General features: G+C 58.6%; 14 protein-coding genes. 7 read left to right on the forward strand and 7 right to left on the reverse strand.

What is annotated here, in order from left to right:
* Positions 1-132 precede the first annotated feature (132 nt).
* The 4 genes from tisB (at position 133) to emrD (ending at position 2,990) form a co-directional block, all read left to right on the forward strand.
* Positions 133-222 (forward strand): type I toxin-antitoxin system toxin TisB, encoded by a 90-nt coding sequence (tisB, locus tag ACMWL8_RS17080; protein ID WP_045260836.1) that lies wholly within the window; start codon positions 133-135, stop codon positions 220-222.
* Between the two features lie 64 nt (positions 223-286).
* A complete protein-coding gene (locus tag ACMWL8_RS17085; RefSeq protein ID WP_028014956.1) occupies positions 287-733 on the forward strand; it encodes a GNAT family N-acetyltransferase in 447 nt (148 codons plus the stop codon).
* A gap of 62 nt (positions 734-795) precedes the next feature.
* Positions 796-1,629 carry an EamA family transporter gene (locus tag ACMWL8_RS17090; RefSeq protein ID WP_028014955.1) on the forward strand — a complete coding sequence of 278 codons (834 nt, stop codon included), beginning with the start codon at positions 796-798 and terminating at the stop codon, positions 1,627-1,629.
* A gap of 176 nt (positions 1,630-1,805) precedes the next feature.
* Positions 1,806-2,990, forward strand: a complete 1,185-nt coding sequence (gene emrD, locus ACMWL8_RS17095) for a multidrug efflux MFS transporter EmrD (RefSeq protein WP_039024559.1) — start codon at positions 1,806-1,808, stop codon at positions 2,988-2,990.
* Here the strand turns inward: emrD and ACMWL8_RS17100 are convergent.
* A complete protein-coding gene (locus tag ACMWL8_RS17100) occupies positions 2,893-3,981 on the reverse strand; it encodes a glycoside hydrolase family 5 protein (RefSeq protein WP_045260837.1) in 1,089 nt (362 codons plus the stop codon). The genes emrD and ACMWL8_RS17100 overlap by 98 nt on opposite strands.
* Positions 3,982-4,065: 84 nt before the next feature.
* Entirely contained in the window at positions 4,066-4,992 is a 927-nt protein-coding gene (gene dsdC / locus ACMWL8_RS17105; RefSeq protein ID WP_039024536.1) for a DNA-binding transcriptional regulator DsdC, read from the reverse strand.
* A gap of 204 nt (positions 4,993-5,196) precedes the next feature.
* On the opposite strand from dsdC, the gene dsdX reads away from it, so the two are divergent.
* Both dsdX and dsdA read left to right on the forward strand, forming a co-directional pair.
* Positions 5,197-6,534 carry a D-serine transporter DsdX gene (gene dsdX, locus ACMWL8_RS17110; protein WP_045260838.1) on the forward strand — a complete coding sequence of 446 codons (1,338 nt, stop codon included), beginning with the start codon at positions 5,197-5,199 and terminating at the stop codon, positions 6,532-6,534.
* A 17-nt stretch (positions 6,535-6,551) separates the two neighbouring features.
* Positions 6,552-7,838: a D-serine ammonia-lyase gene (gene dsdA / locus ACMWL8_RS17115; RefSeq protein WP_045260839.1), complete on the forward strand. Its 1,287-nt coding sequence runs from the start codon at positions 6,552-6,554 to the stop codon at positions 7,836-7,838.
* A gap of 17 nt (positions 7,839-7,855) precedes the next feature.
* On the opposite strand, the gene ACMWL8_RS17120 is transcribed toward dsdA, so the two are convergent.
* From ACMWL8_RS17120 to ACMWL8_RS17135, 4 genes are all read right to left on the reverse strand, one after another.
* On the reverse strand, positions 7,856-8,203 hold the full coding sequence (locus tag ACMWL8_RS17120) for a DUF202 domain-containing protein (protein WP_023309822.1): 348 nt from the start codon (positions 8,201-8,203) through the stop codon (positions 7,856-7,858).
* A complete protein-coding gene (locus tag ACMWL8_RS17125) occupies positions 8,193-8,540 on the reverse strand; it encodes a YidH family protein (RefSeq protein WP_028014948.1) in 348 nt (115 codons plus the stop codon). The genes ACMWL8_RS17120 and ACMWL8_RS17125 overlap by 11 nt, the downstream gene beginning before the upstream one ends.
* Before the next feature lie 92 nt (positions 8,541-8,632).
* The gene (locus ACMWL8_RS17130; protein WP_045260840.1) at positions 8,633-9,955 is read right to left on the reverse strand and encodes a 6-phospho-alpha-glucosidase; all 1,323 of its coding nucleotides are present in this window, start codon (positions 9,953-9,955) and stop codon (positions 8,633-8,635) included.
* Positions 9,952-11,574 carry an alpha-glucoside-specific PTS transporter subunit IIBC gene (locus tag ACMWL8_RS17135; protein ID WP_045260841.1) on the reverse strand — a complete coding sequence of 541 codons (1,623 nt, stop codon included), beginning with the start codon at positions 11,572-11,574 and terminating at the stop codon, positions 9,952-9,954. Before ACMWL8_RS17135 ends, ACMWL8_RS17130 begins: the two co-directional genes overlap by 4 nt.
* A gap of 221 nt (positions 11,575-11,795) precedes the next feature.
* Here ACMWL8_RS17135 and ACMWL8_RS17140 point away from each other — a divergent pair, with 221 nt between their 5' ends.
* Positions 11,796-12,542 (forward strand): GntR family transcriptional regulator, encoded by a 747-nt coding sequence (locus tag ACMWL8_RS17140; RefSeq protein ID WP_028014945.1) that lies wholly within the window; start codon positions 11,796-11,798, stop codon positions 12,540-12,542.
* Here the strand turns inward: ACMWL8_RS17140 and ACMWL8_RS17145 are convergent.
* Entirely contained in the window at positions 12,510-14,171 is a 1,662-nt protein-coding gene (locus ACMWL8_RS17145) for a putative transporter (protein WP_045260842.1), read from the reverse strand. The two genes, ACMWL8_RS17140 and ACMWL8_RS17145, sit on opposite strands and share 33 nt — an antisense overlap.
* Between the last annotated feature and the right edge of the window lie 39 nt (positions 14,172-14,210).

Consider the following 14,210-nt stretch of genomic DNA (forward strand, 5'->3'; position numbering starts at 1 on the left):
CTGAAACGGGTGGTGCCGTCAGTGCCTTAACCCCTGAAGTGAGCACACTGTGTTACGTCAATCCAGGTGCTGGCAACAGGCGGCGGAAAGGTACGCCAGCATCGTGCTCCTTTTAACCAAAAGGAGACGCGTATGAGCGTAGTGGATATGGTGATACTTATCCTCAAACTCATTGTTGCAGTACTGCAACTGCTTGATGCTGTCCTGAAATACGTTCGGTAATTCAGGTTCAAGTCGCACCTGAGAGGGGCGGGCAACCGCCCCTCTTTAATAACGAGGGAATGCTATGTCGCGTCTGTTAATTGAGCCTGTCACACCGGATGAGCCGGGGTATATCGCCCTGAAGGCGGAAAGTATCGCGCTGAATTTCAACATGCTGCGCAGGCTGGAAGAGAACTGGCTGCGGGGTGAGAACCGCTTTAACGCGCCGGGTGAAAAGCTGCTGGGTGCGTTTCTTAACGGCAAGCTGGTGGGCGTGTGTGGCCTCAACCGCGATCCGTTCAGCCAGCAGCCGCGTGCCGGACGCATTCGCCATCTCTACGTCAGCGAGAAGTGCCGCGGGCTGGGCATTGGAAAACAGCTTTTAACCGTAGTGATGGCGGATGCCAGCATCTGGTTTGATTTTCTGAATACTCACGCGCCGGACAGCGCGTACGGATTTTACAATCGAGCCGGTTTTACGCTGGTCTCAGACGAACCGCGGGTGACGCACCGCCTTTTTTGTGCGGTGTAACCGGCTGGCGGCATCAGGATGTGAATGTTACAGTTGAGTGACAATTCATCACCCAATACGCCATGACCATCACCGTTTTCTGCATTTTGCTTTTCGCCGCACTGCTGCATGCCAGCTGGAACGCTATCGTTAAAGCCGGAACGGATAAACTCTACTCTGCGATCGGCGTTAGCGGCTCAGCCGCGATTATTGCCCTGATTTTACTGCCCTTCTCACCACAGCCTTCTGCGGCAAGCTGGCCGTTTTTGATCGTCTCCTGCGCCTTACAGGTGGTCTACACCGTGCTTGTGGCGAAGACCTATCAGGTCTCGGACATGAGCCAGACCTATCCGCTGATGCGCGGCACCGCCCCGCTGCTGGTGGCGCTGATCAGCGTGCTGGCGCTCGGCGACCATCTCTCCTGGCTCGCCTGGTCCGGTATCGGAGTCATTTGCCTGTCGATTCTGGCGATGGCGATGAATGGCCGCATGCAGTCACGCAGGGGGATCTGGCTGGCGCTGCTGAATGCCTGTTTTATCGCCGGGTATACGCTGGTGGACGGCACCGGCGTGCGGCTGTCGGACACCGCGCTGGGCTACACGCTCTGGACCTTCTTTATGAACGGCTTCTGCCTGCTGGGCTGGGCGATGGTGGCGCGTCGGCGCGAGGCGTCCAGCTACCTGCGCCTGCACTGGAAAAAAGGGCTGCTCGGCGGCGTGGGGACCATGGGCTCTTACGGTCTGGCCCTCTGGGCGATGACGCAGGCGCCGCTGGCGGTGGTCGCCGCGCTGCGTGAAACCTCAATTCTTTTCGGGGCGCTGATCGCCTTTGTCCTTTTAAAAGAGAAGGTTGCGGGCCTGCGCATCGCGGCAGCGCTGGGTATTGCTGTCGGCGCAATTCTGCTGCGTCTGGCGTAAACCGCTGGCAACATTAGTTGCCGTTCTTGTTTACAAATCCTGCCTTTCCCGGTTTTTTTCATTCACCGCAACAATGCTTAAATTGTCATCTGTCTGTGGTAGATTCCTCGCGCATTTATGGGAATGCGTAGTCACTTATTCTTCATTTCTCTCTTTTGGCAAAAGTATTCAGCGACATGAAAAAGCAACGGAACGTTAACTTATTGTTGATGCTGGTGTTACTGGTGGCCGTCGGTCAGATGGCGCAAACCATCTACATTCCGGCGATTGCCGACATGGCAAAGGAACTGAACGTCCGCGAAGGCGCGGTGCAGAGCGTGATGGCAGCCTACCTGCTGACCTATGGCGTTTCACAGCTCTTCTACGGCCCGCTCTCCGACCGCGTCGGGCGTCGCCCGGTGATCCTGGTGGGCATGAGCATTTTCATGGTAGCGACGGTGATTGCCATTACCACCCACAGCCTGACCGTACTGATTGCCGCCAGCGCCCTGCAGGGCGTTGGGACGGGTGTCGGCGGGGTGATGGCGCGAACTTTACCGCGCGATATGTATCAGGGCACCCAGCTCCGCCACGCCAACAGCCTGTTAAATATGGGCATTCTGGTCAGCCCGCTTCTCGCTCCGCTGATTGGCGGCCTGCTGGACACAATGTGGTCCTGGCGCGCCTGCTACGCCTTCCTGCTGGTGCTCTGCGTAATTGTCACCTTCAGCATGGCGCGCTGGATGCCGGAAACCCGCCCAAAAGACGCGCCGCGCACGAAGCTTCTCACAAGCTATAAGACGCTGTTCGGCAACGGCGCGTTTACCTGCTACCTGCTGATGCTGATCGGCGGCCTGGCGGGTATTGCAGTGTTCGAAGCCTGCTCCGGCGTGCTGCTGGGCGCGGGTCTGGGCCTGAGCAGCATGGTGGTGAGCATTCTGTTTATTCTGCCGATCCCGGCGGCGTTCTTTGGCGCCTGGTTTGCCGGGCGTCAGAACAAACGCTTTTCAACCCTGATGTGGCAGGCCGTGATCAGCTGCCTGCTGGCGGGTCTGATGATGTGGATCCCGGGGCTGTTTGGCGTGATGACCGTGTGGACGCTGCTGATTCCGGCGGCGCTGTTCTTCTTCGGCGCGGGAATGCTGTTCCCGCTCGCCACCAGCGGCGCGATGGAGCCGTTCCCGTTCCTCGCCGGCACGGCGGGCGCGCTGGTGGGCGGTTTGCAGAACATCGGTTCCGGCGCGCTGGCCTGGCTCTCCGCCATGATGCCGCAGACCGGGCAGGCTAGTTTGGGTCTGCTGATGACGCTAATGGGGCTGCTGATTTTACTGTGCTGGCTACCGCTGTCGTCGCGCGTTCCGCATCACGAGCAGCCGGTTTAACCGCATGATGGCCCGGCTTCTCGCCGGGCTTTTCGCAGACGGGCGCAATCATCGCCTGCAATAACGGCTCCGGCGCAGGCCGCCAGGCCCCCTCTTCCCCGTCGTAAAACTGGAAATCCGCGTTAAGCGCATACGGGATTTTCGCCTTTTGCAGCTCGCAGGCCATAAAGGTGGCGAAGGCCATTTGCGAAGCGGTTGGCGTGAGGTGGTTTGACTCCCCCACGCCCCAGCCCCCAACCCAACTGACGTGCCCGGTTTTTTGCTGCCAGCGCAGCGCGGTGCTGATGCGGTTACGGATAGCCGCCTTCTCCGCCGCCGTGCCGGACGTCCACGGGTATTTACCGCTATTTTTCAGCGGCCCCCACGGGAAAATATGCCACTCCGCCAGCAGGTAGTTTTGACTGTGCGCAGGCAGCTTCAGGCCGGATAAATCCTCCGGCGCAGCGCGCAGGCGCGGCGCAATGAAAATCATGCGCTGCGGGTCGATGTCGTGGATCGCTTTAATGGTTTTTTCATACACGCGGTTTAACGACGCGAGGTTGTGGTTAAGCTTGTCGGCCGGCTCATAGATGAGATCAAAACCCAGCAGCGGATAGCTCTGGCCGAAATAGTGCGCCACGGCAATCCACCAGTTGATCGTCTCTTTCTCGTTATCGGCTTTGGGGTCGTTTTTATATTCATCGGCCTGATAAGCGATAATCGGGATCACGCCATACTGCTCGCAGGCTTCCACCAGCTTGCGCAGGTGGATCAGCCGTGCTTCCGTCGGCTCATCGGCCACGCGGATGCGCACGTGGGTAATGCCTTTTGCGCGAAAATCGCGTACCACCAGCGGGTCGAACTCGCGTATGCCGCGCTCGGTGCGCGCCCAGTCCACATCCATCCCGACGCCAAGCTGCTGCGCATAACGGGCAGCCGTCAGCGGCGGCTCAGCGGCAATGGCCCAGCCGGAAGAGATCAGTAACGCGGTCGCTATAAGAGGCTTTAACACGGTTTACCCTGGATAAATCGAAAGCATTACCTGTATTTAGCATGCTTTTTCACATTTGGTGTAGCGCGAAAGCGTAATAATTCTTCAACCTGCCAGTTCTCTCAGCCAGCCGATAAAGGCGTCTATTTTCGGCCACTGTCGGCCCGAAAGCGTCGAAACATAGTAGTGCTGATGGCATTTCAGGGTCTTGTCACCAAACGGGGCGATCAGTTCGCCCCGTTCAAGCCGTTTTTGCACCAGCCGCTTTCTCCCCATCGCGACGCCGACGTGGTTGATGGCCGCAATAATCGCTAAGTCGGAACGATCGAAACCAATACCCGACGATGGCGGCATATTCACCGCAAAGTGCTGCGCCCAGCTCAGCCACTCATCCGTACCGGAATCATTGCTCCAGGCCTGACGGTCGTGCAGCAGCGTGCAGTGGCTAAGGTTATCGGGGTTTTTCAACAGCTCATGCTCGCGGGCATACTGCGGCGAGCAGACGGGCAAAATCTCTTCGTCCATCAGGAAGTGATGAGACAGATGGTTTGGCGGCGTATCGTCGAAATAGAGCGCCAGATCGACCCCCGTTCGCTGCATATTGATGTAATCATTGCCGGTCAGGACGGTGAGCGAAATCGACGGATAGCGGCGGGTAAAGTCGCCCAGCATGGGTACCAGCCAGCACTGAGCGATCGACGGCCGGGAGTAGACCGTCAGCGTGCCGGACAGCGCCTGGTTTTTGATGTCCAGGATCTCCTGATTCAGGGTGTCGAGGGACGATTTTAGCGTCCAGTAAACGCGCTTTCCCTCCTGCGTCAGCTCGACTTTACGGTGCGAACGGACAAACAGCTGAATACCGAGCTCTTCTTCGAGCAGGTTGATGCGGTGGCTCACCGCGCTGGGGCTGAGCGACAGCTCCTCCGCCGCCAGCGCGAAGGATTCATGTCGAGCCGCCACTTCAAAGGTGTACATTTTCGACAGCTGCCAGCCGTTGAGCAGCCGGTTTCTGGCTTCATTTGCATCGGTCATCACAATTCTCACGCGTGGTTTCTGCGCTCAGCATACTGTTTAAGGGTGAATATATGTGAACCTAATGCGGTTTAAGTGCGTTTTTTAGAGCGCAGTCACTCAGTTGATTCAATCTGGCTCACCTGAACGCCAATTTATATCGTTTGTCAGCCCACGCCGCTTTTTCGTCCAATACCCCCAGATGACATAAGGGTGAGGTGAGATATGGGATCTCAGGTCTGGGTTGTGGCAACGCTGCTGGTCAGCATTGTGTTGATTGTTTTAACCATCGTTAAGCTAAAGTTTCACCCGTTCCTCGCGCTGCTGCTGGCGAGCTTTTTCGTCGGCGCAATGATGGGAATGAGCCCGCTGGATATGGTAAACGCCATTGAGAGTGGGATTGGCGGCACGCTGGGCTTCCTGGCGACCGTGATTGGTCTTGGGACCATTCTCGGCAAGATGATGGAGGTTTCCGGCGCGGCAGAGCGCATCGGGATTACGTTGCAGCGCTGCCGCTGGCTGTCAGCAGACGTGATTATGGTGCTGGTGGGCCTGATCTGCGGCATTACGCTGTTCGTGGAAGTGGGCGTGGTCCTGCTGATACCGCTGGCGTTTTCCATCGCCAAAAAGACCCACACGTCGCTGCTCAAGCTGGCCATTCCGCTCTGTACCGCGCTGATGGCGGTGCACTGCGTGGTGCCGCCGCATCCGGCCGCGCTGTTTGTGACCAATAAATTAGGGGCGGACGTTGGAACGGTCATTGTCTACGGTTTGATGGTCGGCCTGATGGCCTCTCTGGTCGGCGGCCCGCTGTTCCTGAAGCTGCTCGGCAATCGTCTGCCGTTTAAACCGGTTCCGGCGGAATTTTCAGACCTGAAGGTGCGGGAGGAGCATACCCTGCCGTCGCTGGGCGCCACGCTGTTTACGGTGCTGCTGCCGATTGCCCTGATGCTGGTGAAGACCATCGCTGAACTGAATATGGCAAAAGACGGCACGCTGTATACGCTGCTGGAGTTTATCGGCAACCCGATCACCGCCATGTTTATCGCCGTGTTTGTCGCCTACTACCTGCTGGGCATCCGCCAGCACATGGGCATGGGCGCGATGCTGACGCACACCGAGCACGGCTTTGGCTCTATCGCCAACATTTTGCTGATTATCGGCGCGGGCGGCGCGTTCAACGCCATCCTGAAAACCAGCGGACTGGCGGACTCGCTGGCGCAAATTCTCTCGAACCTGCACATGCACCCTATCCTGCTCGCCTGGCTGGTGGCGCTGGTGCTGCATGCCGCCGTAGGCTCCGCCACGGTCGCGATGATGGGCGCCACGGCCATCGTCGCGCCGATGCTACCGCTCTACCCGAACGTCAGCCCGGAGATCATCACCATTGCCATCGGTTCCGGCGCCATTGGCTGCACGATCGTGACCGATTCTCTCTTCTGGCTGGTGAAGCAATACTGCGGCGCGACCCTGAATGAGACCTTCAAATACTATACGACGGCGACGTTTATCGCCTCGGTGCTTGCACTTGGCGGCACATTCCTGCTTTCTTTCATTATCTGAGCGCGAAGAGACATATTATGGAAAACGCAACTATCACCACTTTAACCGCACAGTTTCCTCTGGTTGAGGATCTGATTGCCCTGAAAGAAACCACCTGGCTTAACCCGCGCACCACCACGCTGGCGGAAGGGTTATCCTATGTCGGGCTGACCAAAGCCGACGTGGACGACGCCCACGCGCGCCTCAACCGCTTCGCGCCGTATCTGGCGAAAGCCTTCCCGGAGACGGCGGCAACGGGCGGGATTATTGAATCTGAACTGGTCGCCATTCCGGCAATGCAGGCGCGGCTGGAGAAAGAATCTGGCAAATCCCTTCCCGGCACGCTGCTGCTGAAAAAAGACAGCCACCTGCCCATCTCCGGCTCGATTAAAGCGCGCGGCGGAATCTATGAAGTGCTGGCCCATGCGGAAAAACTGGCGCTGGAAGCCGGGTTGCTGACCACCGAAGACGACTACAGCATTCTGCTGGAGCCACGCTTTAAGGCCTTCTTCAGCCAGTACAGCATTGCCGTGGGCTCTACCGGCAACCTGGGGTTATCCATTGGCATAATGAGCGCACGCATCGGCTTTAAGGTGACGGTGCATATGTCCGCCGACGCCCGCGAGTGGAAGAAAGCCAGGCTGCGCAGCCACGGCGTCATCGTCGTGGAATATGAGCAGGATTACGGCGTGGCGGTGGAGCAAGGGCGCAAAGCGGCGGAAAGCGATCCGAACTGCTTCTTCATTGACGATGAGAATTCCCGCACCCTGTTCCTGGGCTATGCGGTGGCGGGCGAGCGCCTGAAAGCGCAGTTCACCGAACAGGGCCGCGTGGTGGATGCGGATCATCCCCTGTACGTCTATCTGCCGTGCGGCGTAGGCGGCGGGCCTGGCGGCGTGGCATTTGGCCTGAAGCTGGCCTTTGGTGACAACGTCCACTGCTTCTTCGCAGAGCCAACGCACTCGCCATGCATGCTGCTGGGCGTTTACACTGGCCTGCATGATGCGATTGCAGTGCAGGATCTGGGCATTGATAACGTGACGGCGGCGGACGGTCTGGCGGTTGGGCGCGCGTCCGGCTTCGTAGGCCGCGCGATGGAGCGCCTGCTCGACGGGTTCTATACGCTTTCCGATCGGAGCATGTACGACATGCTCGGCTGGCTGGCGCAGGAGGAAGGGATCCGCCTTGAGCCTTCAGCGCTGGCGGGGATGGCCGGGCCGGTGCGCGTTCATTCTCATACCAACGTTACCCACCTGGTGTGGGCAACCGGCGGCGGCATGGTGCCGGAAGACGAGATGGCGAAGTATCTGGCTAAAGGGAAGTAATTAAGCCGCCACCGGGCTTACAGGCTCAAAATTTGCTGAATATGGGTCACCGCAAACAGCAGCGACAGCGAGAGAACAGCCAGCGCAATCAGGAATTTATCCCGCACCGCTTTCGGCTGTACAAAATCGTTCTGCGCCACGTCCATCAGATTACGGCTGCGGGTATAGCGCCATAAAATGATGGCCACCAGCGCCAGCACAATAATAGAGATCCAGAATGGCACCCCGGTTCGGTGCCAGTTGTGCTTAATCGCCAGGGCAATCAGCGCGCCATACCCCAGCAGCGTGCGCAGCCAGGCCAACGACGTCCGCTCCGGCTGCAGGCCGGGGTCCGCTTCGCGCCGCGCTTTGCGGCTATCCGCCATAGAACACCAGCCCCATCACCACGCCCGCCACCGCCAGCAGAATTACGCTGATGATGAGTAACCCGCGCGTATAGGGCAGATCCTGCTTCAGGCGCATCGCCTTCTCATTGCGCAGCCATCGCAGGTAGCCGTAAATCGCCAGCACGCCCGCGAACAGGCACAGCAGCAGCGCCAGCACTTCACGAATCAGCGGCGTGGCAAAATCGGGGGCGAGCTGGTCAAGGCCGACACCTGCGGCCAGAAAGCCCAATGCGGTGCGGATCCACGCTAAAAACGTGCGTTCATTAGCCAGAGAGAAGCGGTAGTCCGGCGCTTCGCCGAGGCGGGAAATTTTCATGGAGATTCCTTGTCGTGCTACGGGCAGGCTTCAGCATAGCTTAAATCGACAAGGACAAGGAGACCGGCATCGGGCGATGCCGGTCAGGACGATTAATGCAGCTCTGGCCAGTACTCTTTGTTGGCCTCGATCAGGTCATCCAGAATCGCTTTCGCGACGGAGGCGCTCGGCACGGTTTTCGACAGGGTAATGGCCTGCCAGAGCTTCTGGTACGAGCGCTGCTCCCAGGCATCCACCACCAGTTTTTCCACCGCCACCTGTTGGCTCATCAGCCCTTTCTGGAAGTGCGGAATATCGCCCACCGTAAGCGGCTCCGGTCCGTTATGGCCCACCAGGCACGGGATCTCCACCATCGCGTCGGCGTCAAAGTTATGGATGGCACCGTTGTTTGGCACTATCAGCAGCATCCGCTCCTGGGTGTTAAAGGCAATCGCAGTCGCCAGATCGACGATGTACGACGCATGTTCGTCGATTTCCAGCTCACCGGCGGCGGAGTTGCCGGCTTCGATAATCGCCCGACAGGAACTGAACACATGCTTCTCACGGTGATCCATAACTTCATTGGCGCGGGTCCGTTCCGGGTTGGAATGCGCGACCACGTAGTCCGGGAACAGGTAATACTTCAGGTAGGTGTTAGGCATGGTGTCCGGATCCAGCGCCTGCACGTCTTTAGCTTTGGCAAAGGTATCGTTCCAGCTCGCTTCGGTATGCGCATCTTCCGAAGGCGGAACATAGCCGTTTTTCGCCACGTATTCGCGCAGCTTCGGCATCAGATCGTTGCCGTTCAGGTCTTCAATCGACGTCCACCAGCCGAAGTGGTTCAGGCCGTAGTAGCGCACGCGCATCTCTTTGCGGTCTTTCAGGCCGACAATCTGCGCCATGCGCCCTTCAATGCCGATCGGCATATCGCAGATGTTGAGTATTTTAGCGTTCGGACGCAGGCGGCGCGTGGCTTCTGCGACAATCGCCGCCGGGTTGGAGTAGTTCAGCATCCACGCGTTCGGGGAGTACTGCTCCATATAATCCACCAGCTCCAGCACGCCGCCGATAGAGCGCATGCCGTAAGAGATACCGCCCGGTCCGCAGGTTTCCTGGCCCAGCACGCCGTGGCGCAGCGGGATTTTTTCATCTTTTTCGCGCATCGGGTATTTGCCCACGCGGATGTGCGCCATCACGAAATCGACATCGGTAAACGCCGCTTTTGGATCGGTGGTGTAGCTGAATTCAATCTCCGGGGCCTGCTCCTTAAGGATGATTCTGCACGCTTCGGCGATGGTCTCCTGACGCGCGCCATCGTTGTCATAGAACTTCAGGGCGCGCAGCGGGAAGCGGTCACGGTTGGCTAACAGCATCAGGACGATACCAGGCGTAAAGGTGCTGCCGCCGCCTGCAATGACAACTGAGAATTTTTTCATGATATAGCCTCTGTCAGGGTGGTTTGTTCATTTGTTAAAGGGGTTTTCATCAGCGATTCCAGCTGGTCGCGCACCTGAGGAACGTGCAGGCCGACAATCACCTGAATGCCGTTGCCGCGTCGCACTACGCCGTGTGCGCCCAGGGCTTTGAAGACGTCGTCGCTTTGGGTTTTCGCCATATCCACCAGCGCGATACGCAGGCGGGTGGCGCAGTTGTTGATGCTTTCGATATTTGTTGCACCGCCGAGCGCCTGCAGGAATCCGGCGGCTTGCCCAACCTGCTGGCTGGCCGCCGCCGGGGCGGTGGTTTGCCCGCGCGCCGCCTTATAGTCGGCCTTGCTGTAGAGTTTGATTTCGCTCTCTTCCCGGCCCGGCGTTTTCAGGTTCAGACGCTCAATCAGCGTTTTGAAGATCACGAAGTAGATGCCGGTGAAGCAGACGCCAATGCCGATCTGGGTGAACACCGTCGAGGCGTGGTTATGGAACATCGGGATCCAGTTTTGCGGCAGGAACTGGTCCAGCAGGCCGCCACCCATATTCCCCACGACGCCGAAGGCGTACATCACCGTCGCCATGGTCGCCGCCAGCACCGCATGCACGGCGAACAGCAGCGGCGAGATAAACAGGAAGGTGAACTCAAGCGGTTCGGTAATGCCCACCAGCACGGCAGTGAGCGTGGCCGGAACCAGCAGGCCCGCCACCTTGACGCGATTTTCTGGCGACGCGGTGTACCAGATAGCGAAGGCAATCCCGACCGAGCCAAACACTTTTGAGTTGCCGTGCAGCGCGAAGCCACCTTCCGGGAAGAGGGTCTTCAGCGGCAGGATGCTCTGGCTGAATTCCTGCAGATGCTGCGCCCAGTAGACCTGAATACCGCCCTCCACCGCCGCCGGGCCGAAGATGAACGGACCGTAGACGAAGTGGTGCAGCCCCGTTGGGATCAGAATGCGTTCCAGGAAGGTATACACCCACACGCCCAGCGCACCGGCAGAGCGCAGGAACGCCTGCAGGGATTCGATGCCCATCTGCACTTTCGGCCAGCCCAGCAGCGTCAGCCAGGCGCAGGGGATCATCACGAAGAACGCGAGGATAACGACAAACGAGCTGCCCTGGAAAATCCCCAGAAAGACCGGCAGTGGCTTGTCGAAATAGCGGTTGTGGATGGCGGTGACGATGCCTGAGATCACGATGGCGCCGATGATGCTGGTATCGAGTGTTTTGATCCCGGCAATCATCGCCAGCCCGCTTCCCGCCGTCGGTTCGGCGGAGAAGTCGACGCCAAAGAAGTGGCCCCAGGTCATGCCCATCGCGTTAATGAAGTAGTTCCAGGTCAGGAAGCTAATCAGCACGGCCAGACAGGCGCGGCCCTGCGCCTGCTTCGCCAGCCCAATCGGCAGGCCGACGGCAAAAATCAGCGGCATATTGCGAAACACCGCCCAGCCGCCCTCTTCAATGATGTGAACGATCTGCGCGAAAAGATGATCGGGGGCGGTTAAGGCTTCGCCGACAAACAGCGGGTTGCGAAGCATGATGGCGATTCCCACCACGATCCCGGCAAACGGAAACAGCAACACCGGGGTAAACATGGCACCGCCAAAACGTTGTATTTGACTGAGCATTTTTAAATCCTCACGTAACAACCTGTAGGGGTAGAGGCCTTTATGGTTTTGTGCTGGCCTGAGGTGAGCATAAGAACTTACTGATGCGCGAACATGGCGTGCCGCTGCGATTCGTGATCGCATTCATGGTTTTATTTTGACCAGTCAGGTCTACTTTTTGAGTTAAATATGGACATGTCAGGACGCATTCCACGCCCTAATAAGGGCAGAGAGGTCTACTGGTGATCTACAAATCAATTGCTGACAGGTTGCGGCTGCGGCTGAATTCATCGGACTACAACATCGGCAGCCCGCTGCCTGGTGAAAAAGCGCTGGCGCAGGAGTTTGGCGTGGCGCGCATGACCATCCGCAAGGCGCTGGATCTGCTGGTGAGCTGGGGGCTGGTTGAGCGCCGACACGGCAGCGGAACGTTTGTCTCGCGCAAAGACGTTCACCACGAAACCACTAACCTGACCGGGCTGGTGGAGGTGCTGCGTCAGCAGGGAAAAGAGGTGCAGAGCAAGGTGCTGCAGTTCGAAGTGATGCCCGCCCCGCCCGCCATCGCCAGCCAGCTGCGGATCCAGGTGGATGAGCGGATCTACTTTTCACGGCGGGTGCGCTACGTGGACGGAAAGCCGCTGATGCTGGAAGACAGCTTTATGCCGGTGAAGCTGTTCCGCAACCTGTCACTGGCGCATCTTGAGGGGTCTAAGTTTGATTACATTGAGAAGGAGTGCGGGATCACCATCAGCGGCAACTACGAGAGCCTGACGCCGGTGCTGGCAGATAAACAGCTGGCCGGTTATATGAATCTGCCGGAACAGACGCCGCTGCTGCGAATTACCTCTCTCTCCTACAGCGACAGCGGCGAGTTCCTCAATTATTCCGTGATGTTCCGAAATACCAGCGATTACCAGGTGGACTACCATCTGCGGCGCATCCACCCGGAAGAGCTGTTAGCCCATCCCCCAGAACAGCACCGCCAGTAGCTGCGGGGTGATGATGCGCAGGAACATCACCAGCGGGTAGACGGTGGCATAGGAGAGCGCGGCCGCGCCGCTGGTGGCGTGCAGGTTGTTGGCAAAAGCGAGCGCTGGCGGGTCGGTCATGGAGCCCGCCAGCATACCGCACAGCGTCAGGTAGTTCATTTTGGCGAACATCCGCGCCAGGATTGCCACCGTCAGCAGCGGGATCGCCGTGATAAAGATGCCGTAGCCGACCCAGCTCATCCCTTCGCCCTTGACCAGGGTATCGACAAAATCCCCGCCGGACTTCAGCCCGACAACCGCCAGGAACAGCACGATGCCCAGCTCGCGCAGCGCCAGGTTAGCGCTCGGCGGCATAAACCAGTAGAGCTTCCCGATACAGCCGATACGCCCGAGGATCAGCGCCATAATCAGCGGCCCGCCCGCCAGGCCGAGCTTGAGCGCCACCGGGAAGCCCGGCACGTACAGCGGAATAGAGCCGAGCAGCACGCCAAGCCCGATGCCGATAAACACCGGCAGCATCTGCACCTGCTGCAGTTTTTGCTGGGCGTTGCCCACCATATCCGCCACGGCGTCGATGGACGACGGGCGTCCGACCAGGTTGAGGATATCCCCGAACTGCAGGCTGGCCTCCGGGCTGGCGACCAGTTCGACGCCCGCACGGTTGAGGCGGGAGATGACCACGTCGTAGCGCTCTTTTACCTGCAGATCGCGTATTTTCTTGCCCAGAACGTGCTCGTTAGTCACTACAACACGCTCCACGCGCATATCGGTGCCGCGAGTCGAAAGCGAGGTATCCACTTCCTGACCAATCACCAGCCGCGCATTGTTCAAATCCCCCGGCTGGCCGACCAGGTGCAGCAGGTCGCCCTGCTGGATCATCGTGCCGGGCGCAGGCACCATCAGCACGTCGTCGCGCTTAAGGCGGGAGCAGATAATATTGGCGCTGTTCAGGATCGGTACGTCCTGAATCGCCATATTGTTCAGGTTGGGGTTATCGACGCGAATGTTGATGGTTTTGATCGGCATATGGCCATTGGTGAGCGTGGTTTCGTGATCCTTCGCCTCTTTGTCGACGTTAACGCGAAACAGGACGCGGACCAGCCACATGGAGAGCAGAATGCCGCAAATCCCAAACGGATAGGCCATGGCGTAGCTCATCCCCATCTGGTCGACAATGCCGGGTTCAATGCCCAAATCGCGCAGGATTTGCTGCCCGGCTCCGAGCGCCGGCGTGTTGGTAACCGCCCCGGAAAAAATGCCCATCACCACGGGAAGCGGGATAGCAAAGATTTTGTGCAGGATCGCGGTGACCAGCCCGCCCATCACCACAATGCCGAGGGCAAACAGATTGAGCCGTAGCCCGGAGACGCGCAGGGAAGCGAAAAAGCCCGGCCCTACCTGAATCCCGATGGTGTAGACAAAGAGGATCAGGCCGAACTCCTGAATAAAGTGGAGCATATCGGCGCTGAGAACCAGCCCGAGCTTGTCAGCAAAATGCCCGACAAAAATGCCGCCAAACAGCACCCCGCCAATCCCAAACCCGACGCCACGGATTTTGATATTGCCAATCCATAGCCCTACAACCGCGGCCAGGGCCAACACGCTTACGGTTAACGCGATATCACTCATGATCCACATCCTTGGCATAACCTTAGTTATAACAAGGAT

The organism is Enterobacter sp. 04-C-12-SI-ECC, assembly GCF_047530715.1.
Classification (GTDB): Bacteria; Pseudomonadota; Gammaproteobacteria; order Enterobacterales; family Enterobacteriaceae; genus Enterobacter; species Enterobacter bugandensis.

Bases quoted from the DNA above. Each gene is read 5' to 3' on its own strand.
- ACMWL8_RS17120 (WP_023309822.1), bottom strand. From the start codon at position 8,203: ATGGCGGATAGCCGCAAAGCGCGGCGCGAAGCGGACCCCGGCCTGCAG.
- ACMWL8_RS17085 (WP_028014956.1), top strand. From the start codon at position 287: ATGTCGCGTCTGTTAATTGAGCCTGTCACACCGGATGAGCCGGGGTAT.
- dsdA (WP_045260839.1), top strand. From the start codon at position 6,552: ATGGAAAACGCAACTATCACCACTTTAACCGCACAGTTTCCTCTGGTT.
- emrD (WP_039024559.1), top strand. From the start codon at position 1,806: ATGAAAAAGCAACGGAACGTTAACTTATTGTTGATGCTGGTGTTACTG.
- ACMWL8_RS17135 (WP_045260841.1), bottom strand. From the start codon at position 11,574: ATGCTCAGTCAAATACAACGTTTTGGCGGTGCCATGTTTACCCCGGTG.
- tisB (WP_045260836.1), top strand. From the start codon at position 133: ATGAGCGTAGTGGATATGGTGATACTTATCCTCAAACTCATTGTTGCA.
- dsdX (WP_045260838.1), top strand. From the start codon at position 5,197: ATGGGATCTCAGGTCTGGGTTGTGGCAACGCTGCTGGTCAGCATTGTG.
- dsdC (WP_039024536.1), bottom strand. From the start codon at position 4,992: ATGACCGATGCAAATGAAGCCAGAAACCGGCTGCTCAACGGCTGGCAG.
- ACMWL8_RS17090 (WP_028014955.1), top strand. From the start codon at position 796: ATGACCATCACCGTTTTCTGCATTTTGCTTTTCGCCGCACTGCTGCAT.
- ACMWL8_RS17130 (WP_045260840.1), bottom strand. From the start codon at position 9,955: ATGAAAAAATTCTCAGTTGTCATTGCAGGCGGCGGCAGCACCTTTACG.
- ACMWL8_RS17145 (WP_045260842.1), bottom strand. From the start codon at position 14,171: ATGAGTGATATCGCGTTAACCGTAAGCGTGTTGGCCCTGGCCGCGGTT.
- ACMWL8_RS17125 (WP_028014948.1), bottom strand. From the start codon at position 8,540: ATGAAAATTTCCCGCCTCGGCGAAGCGCCGGACTACCGCTTCTCTCTG.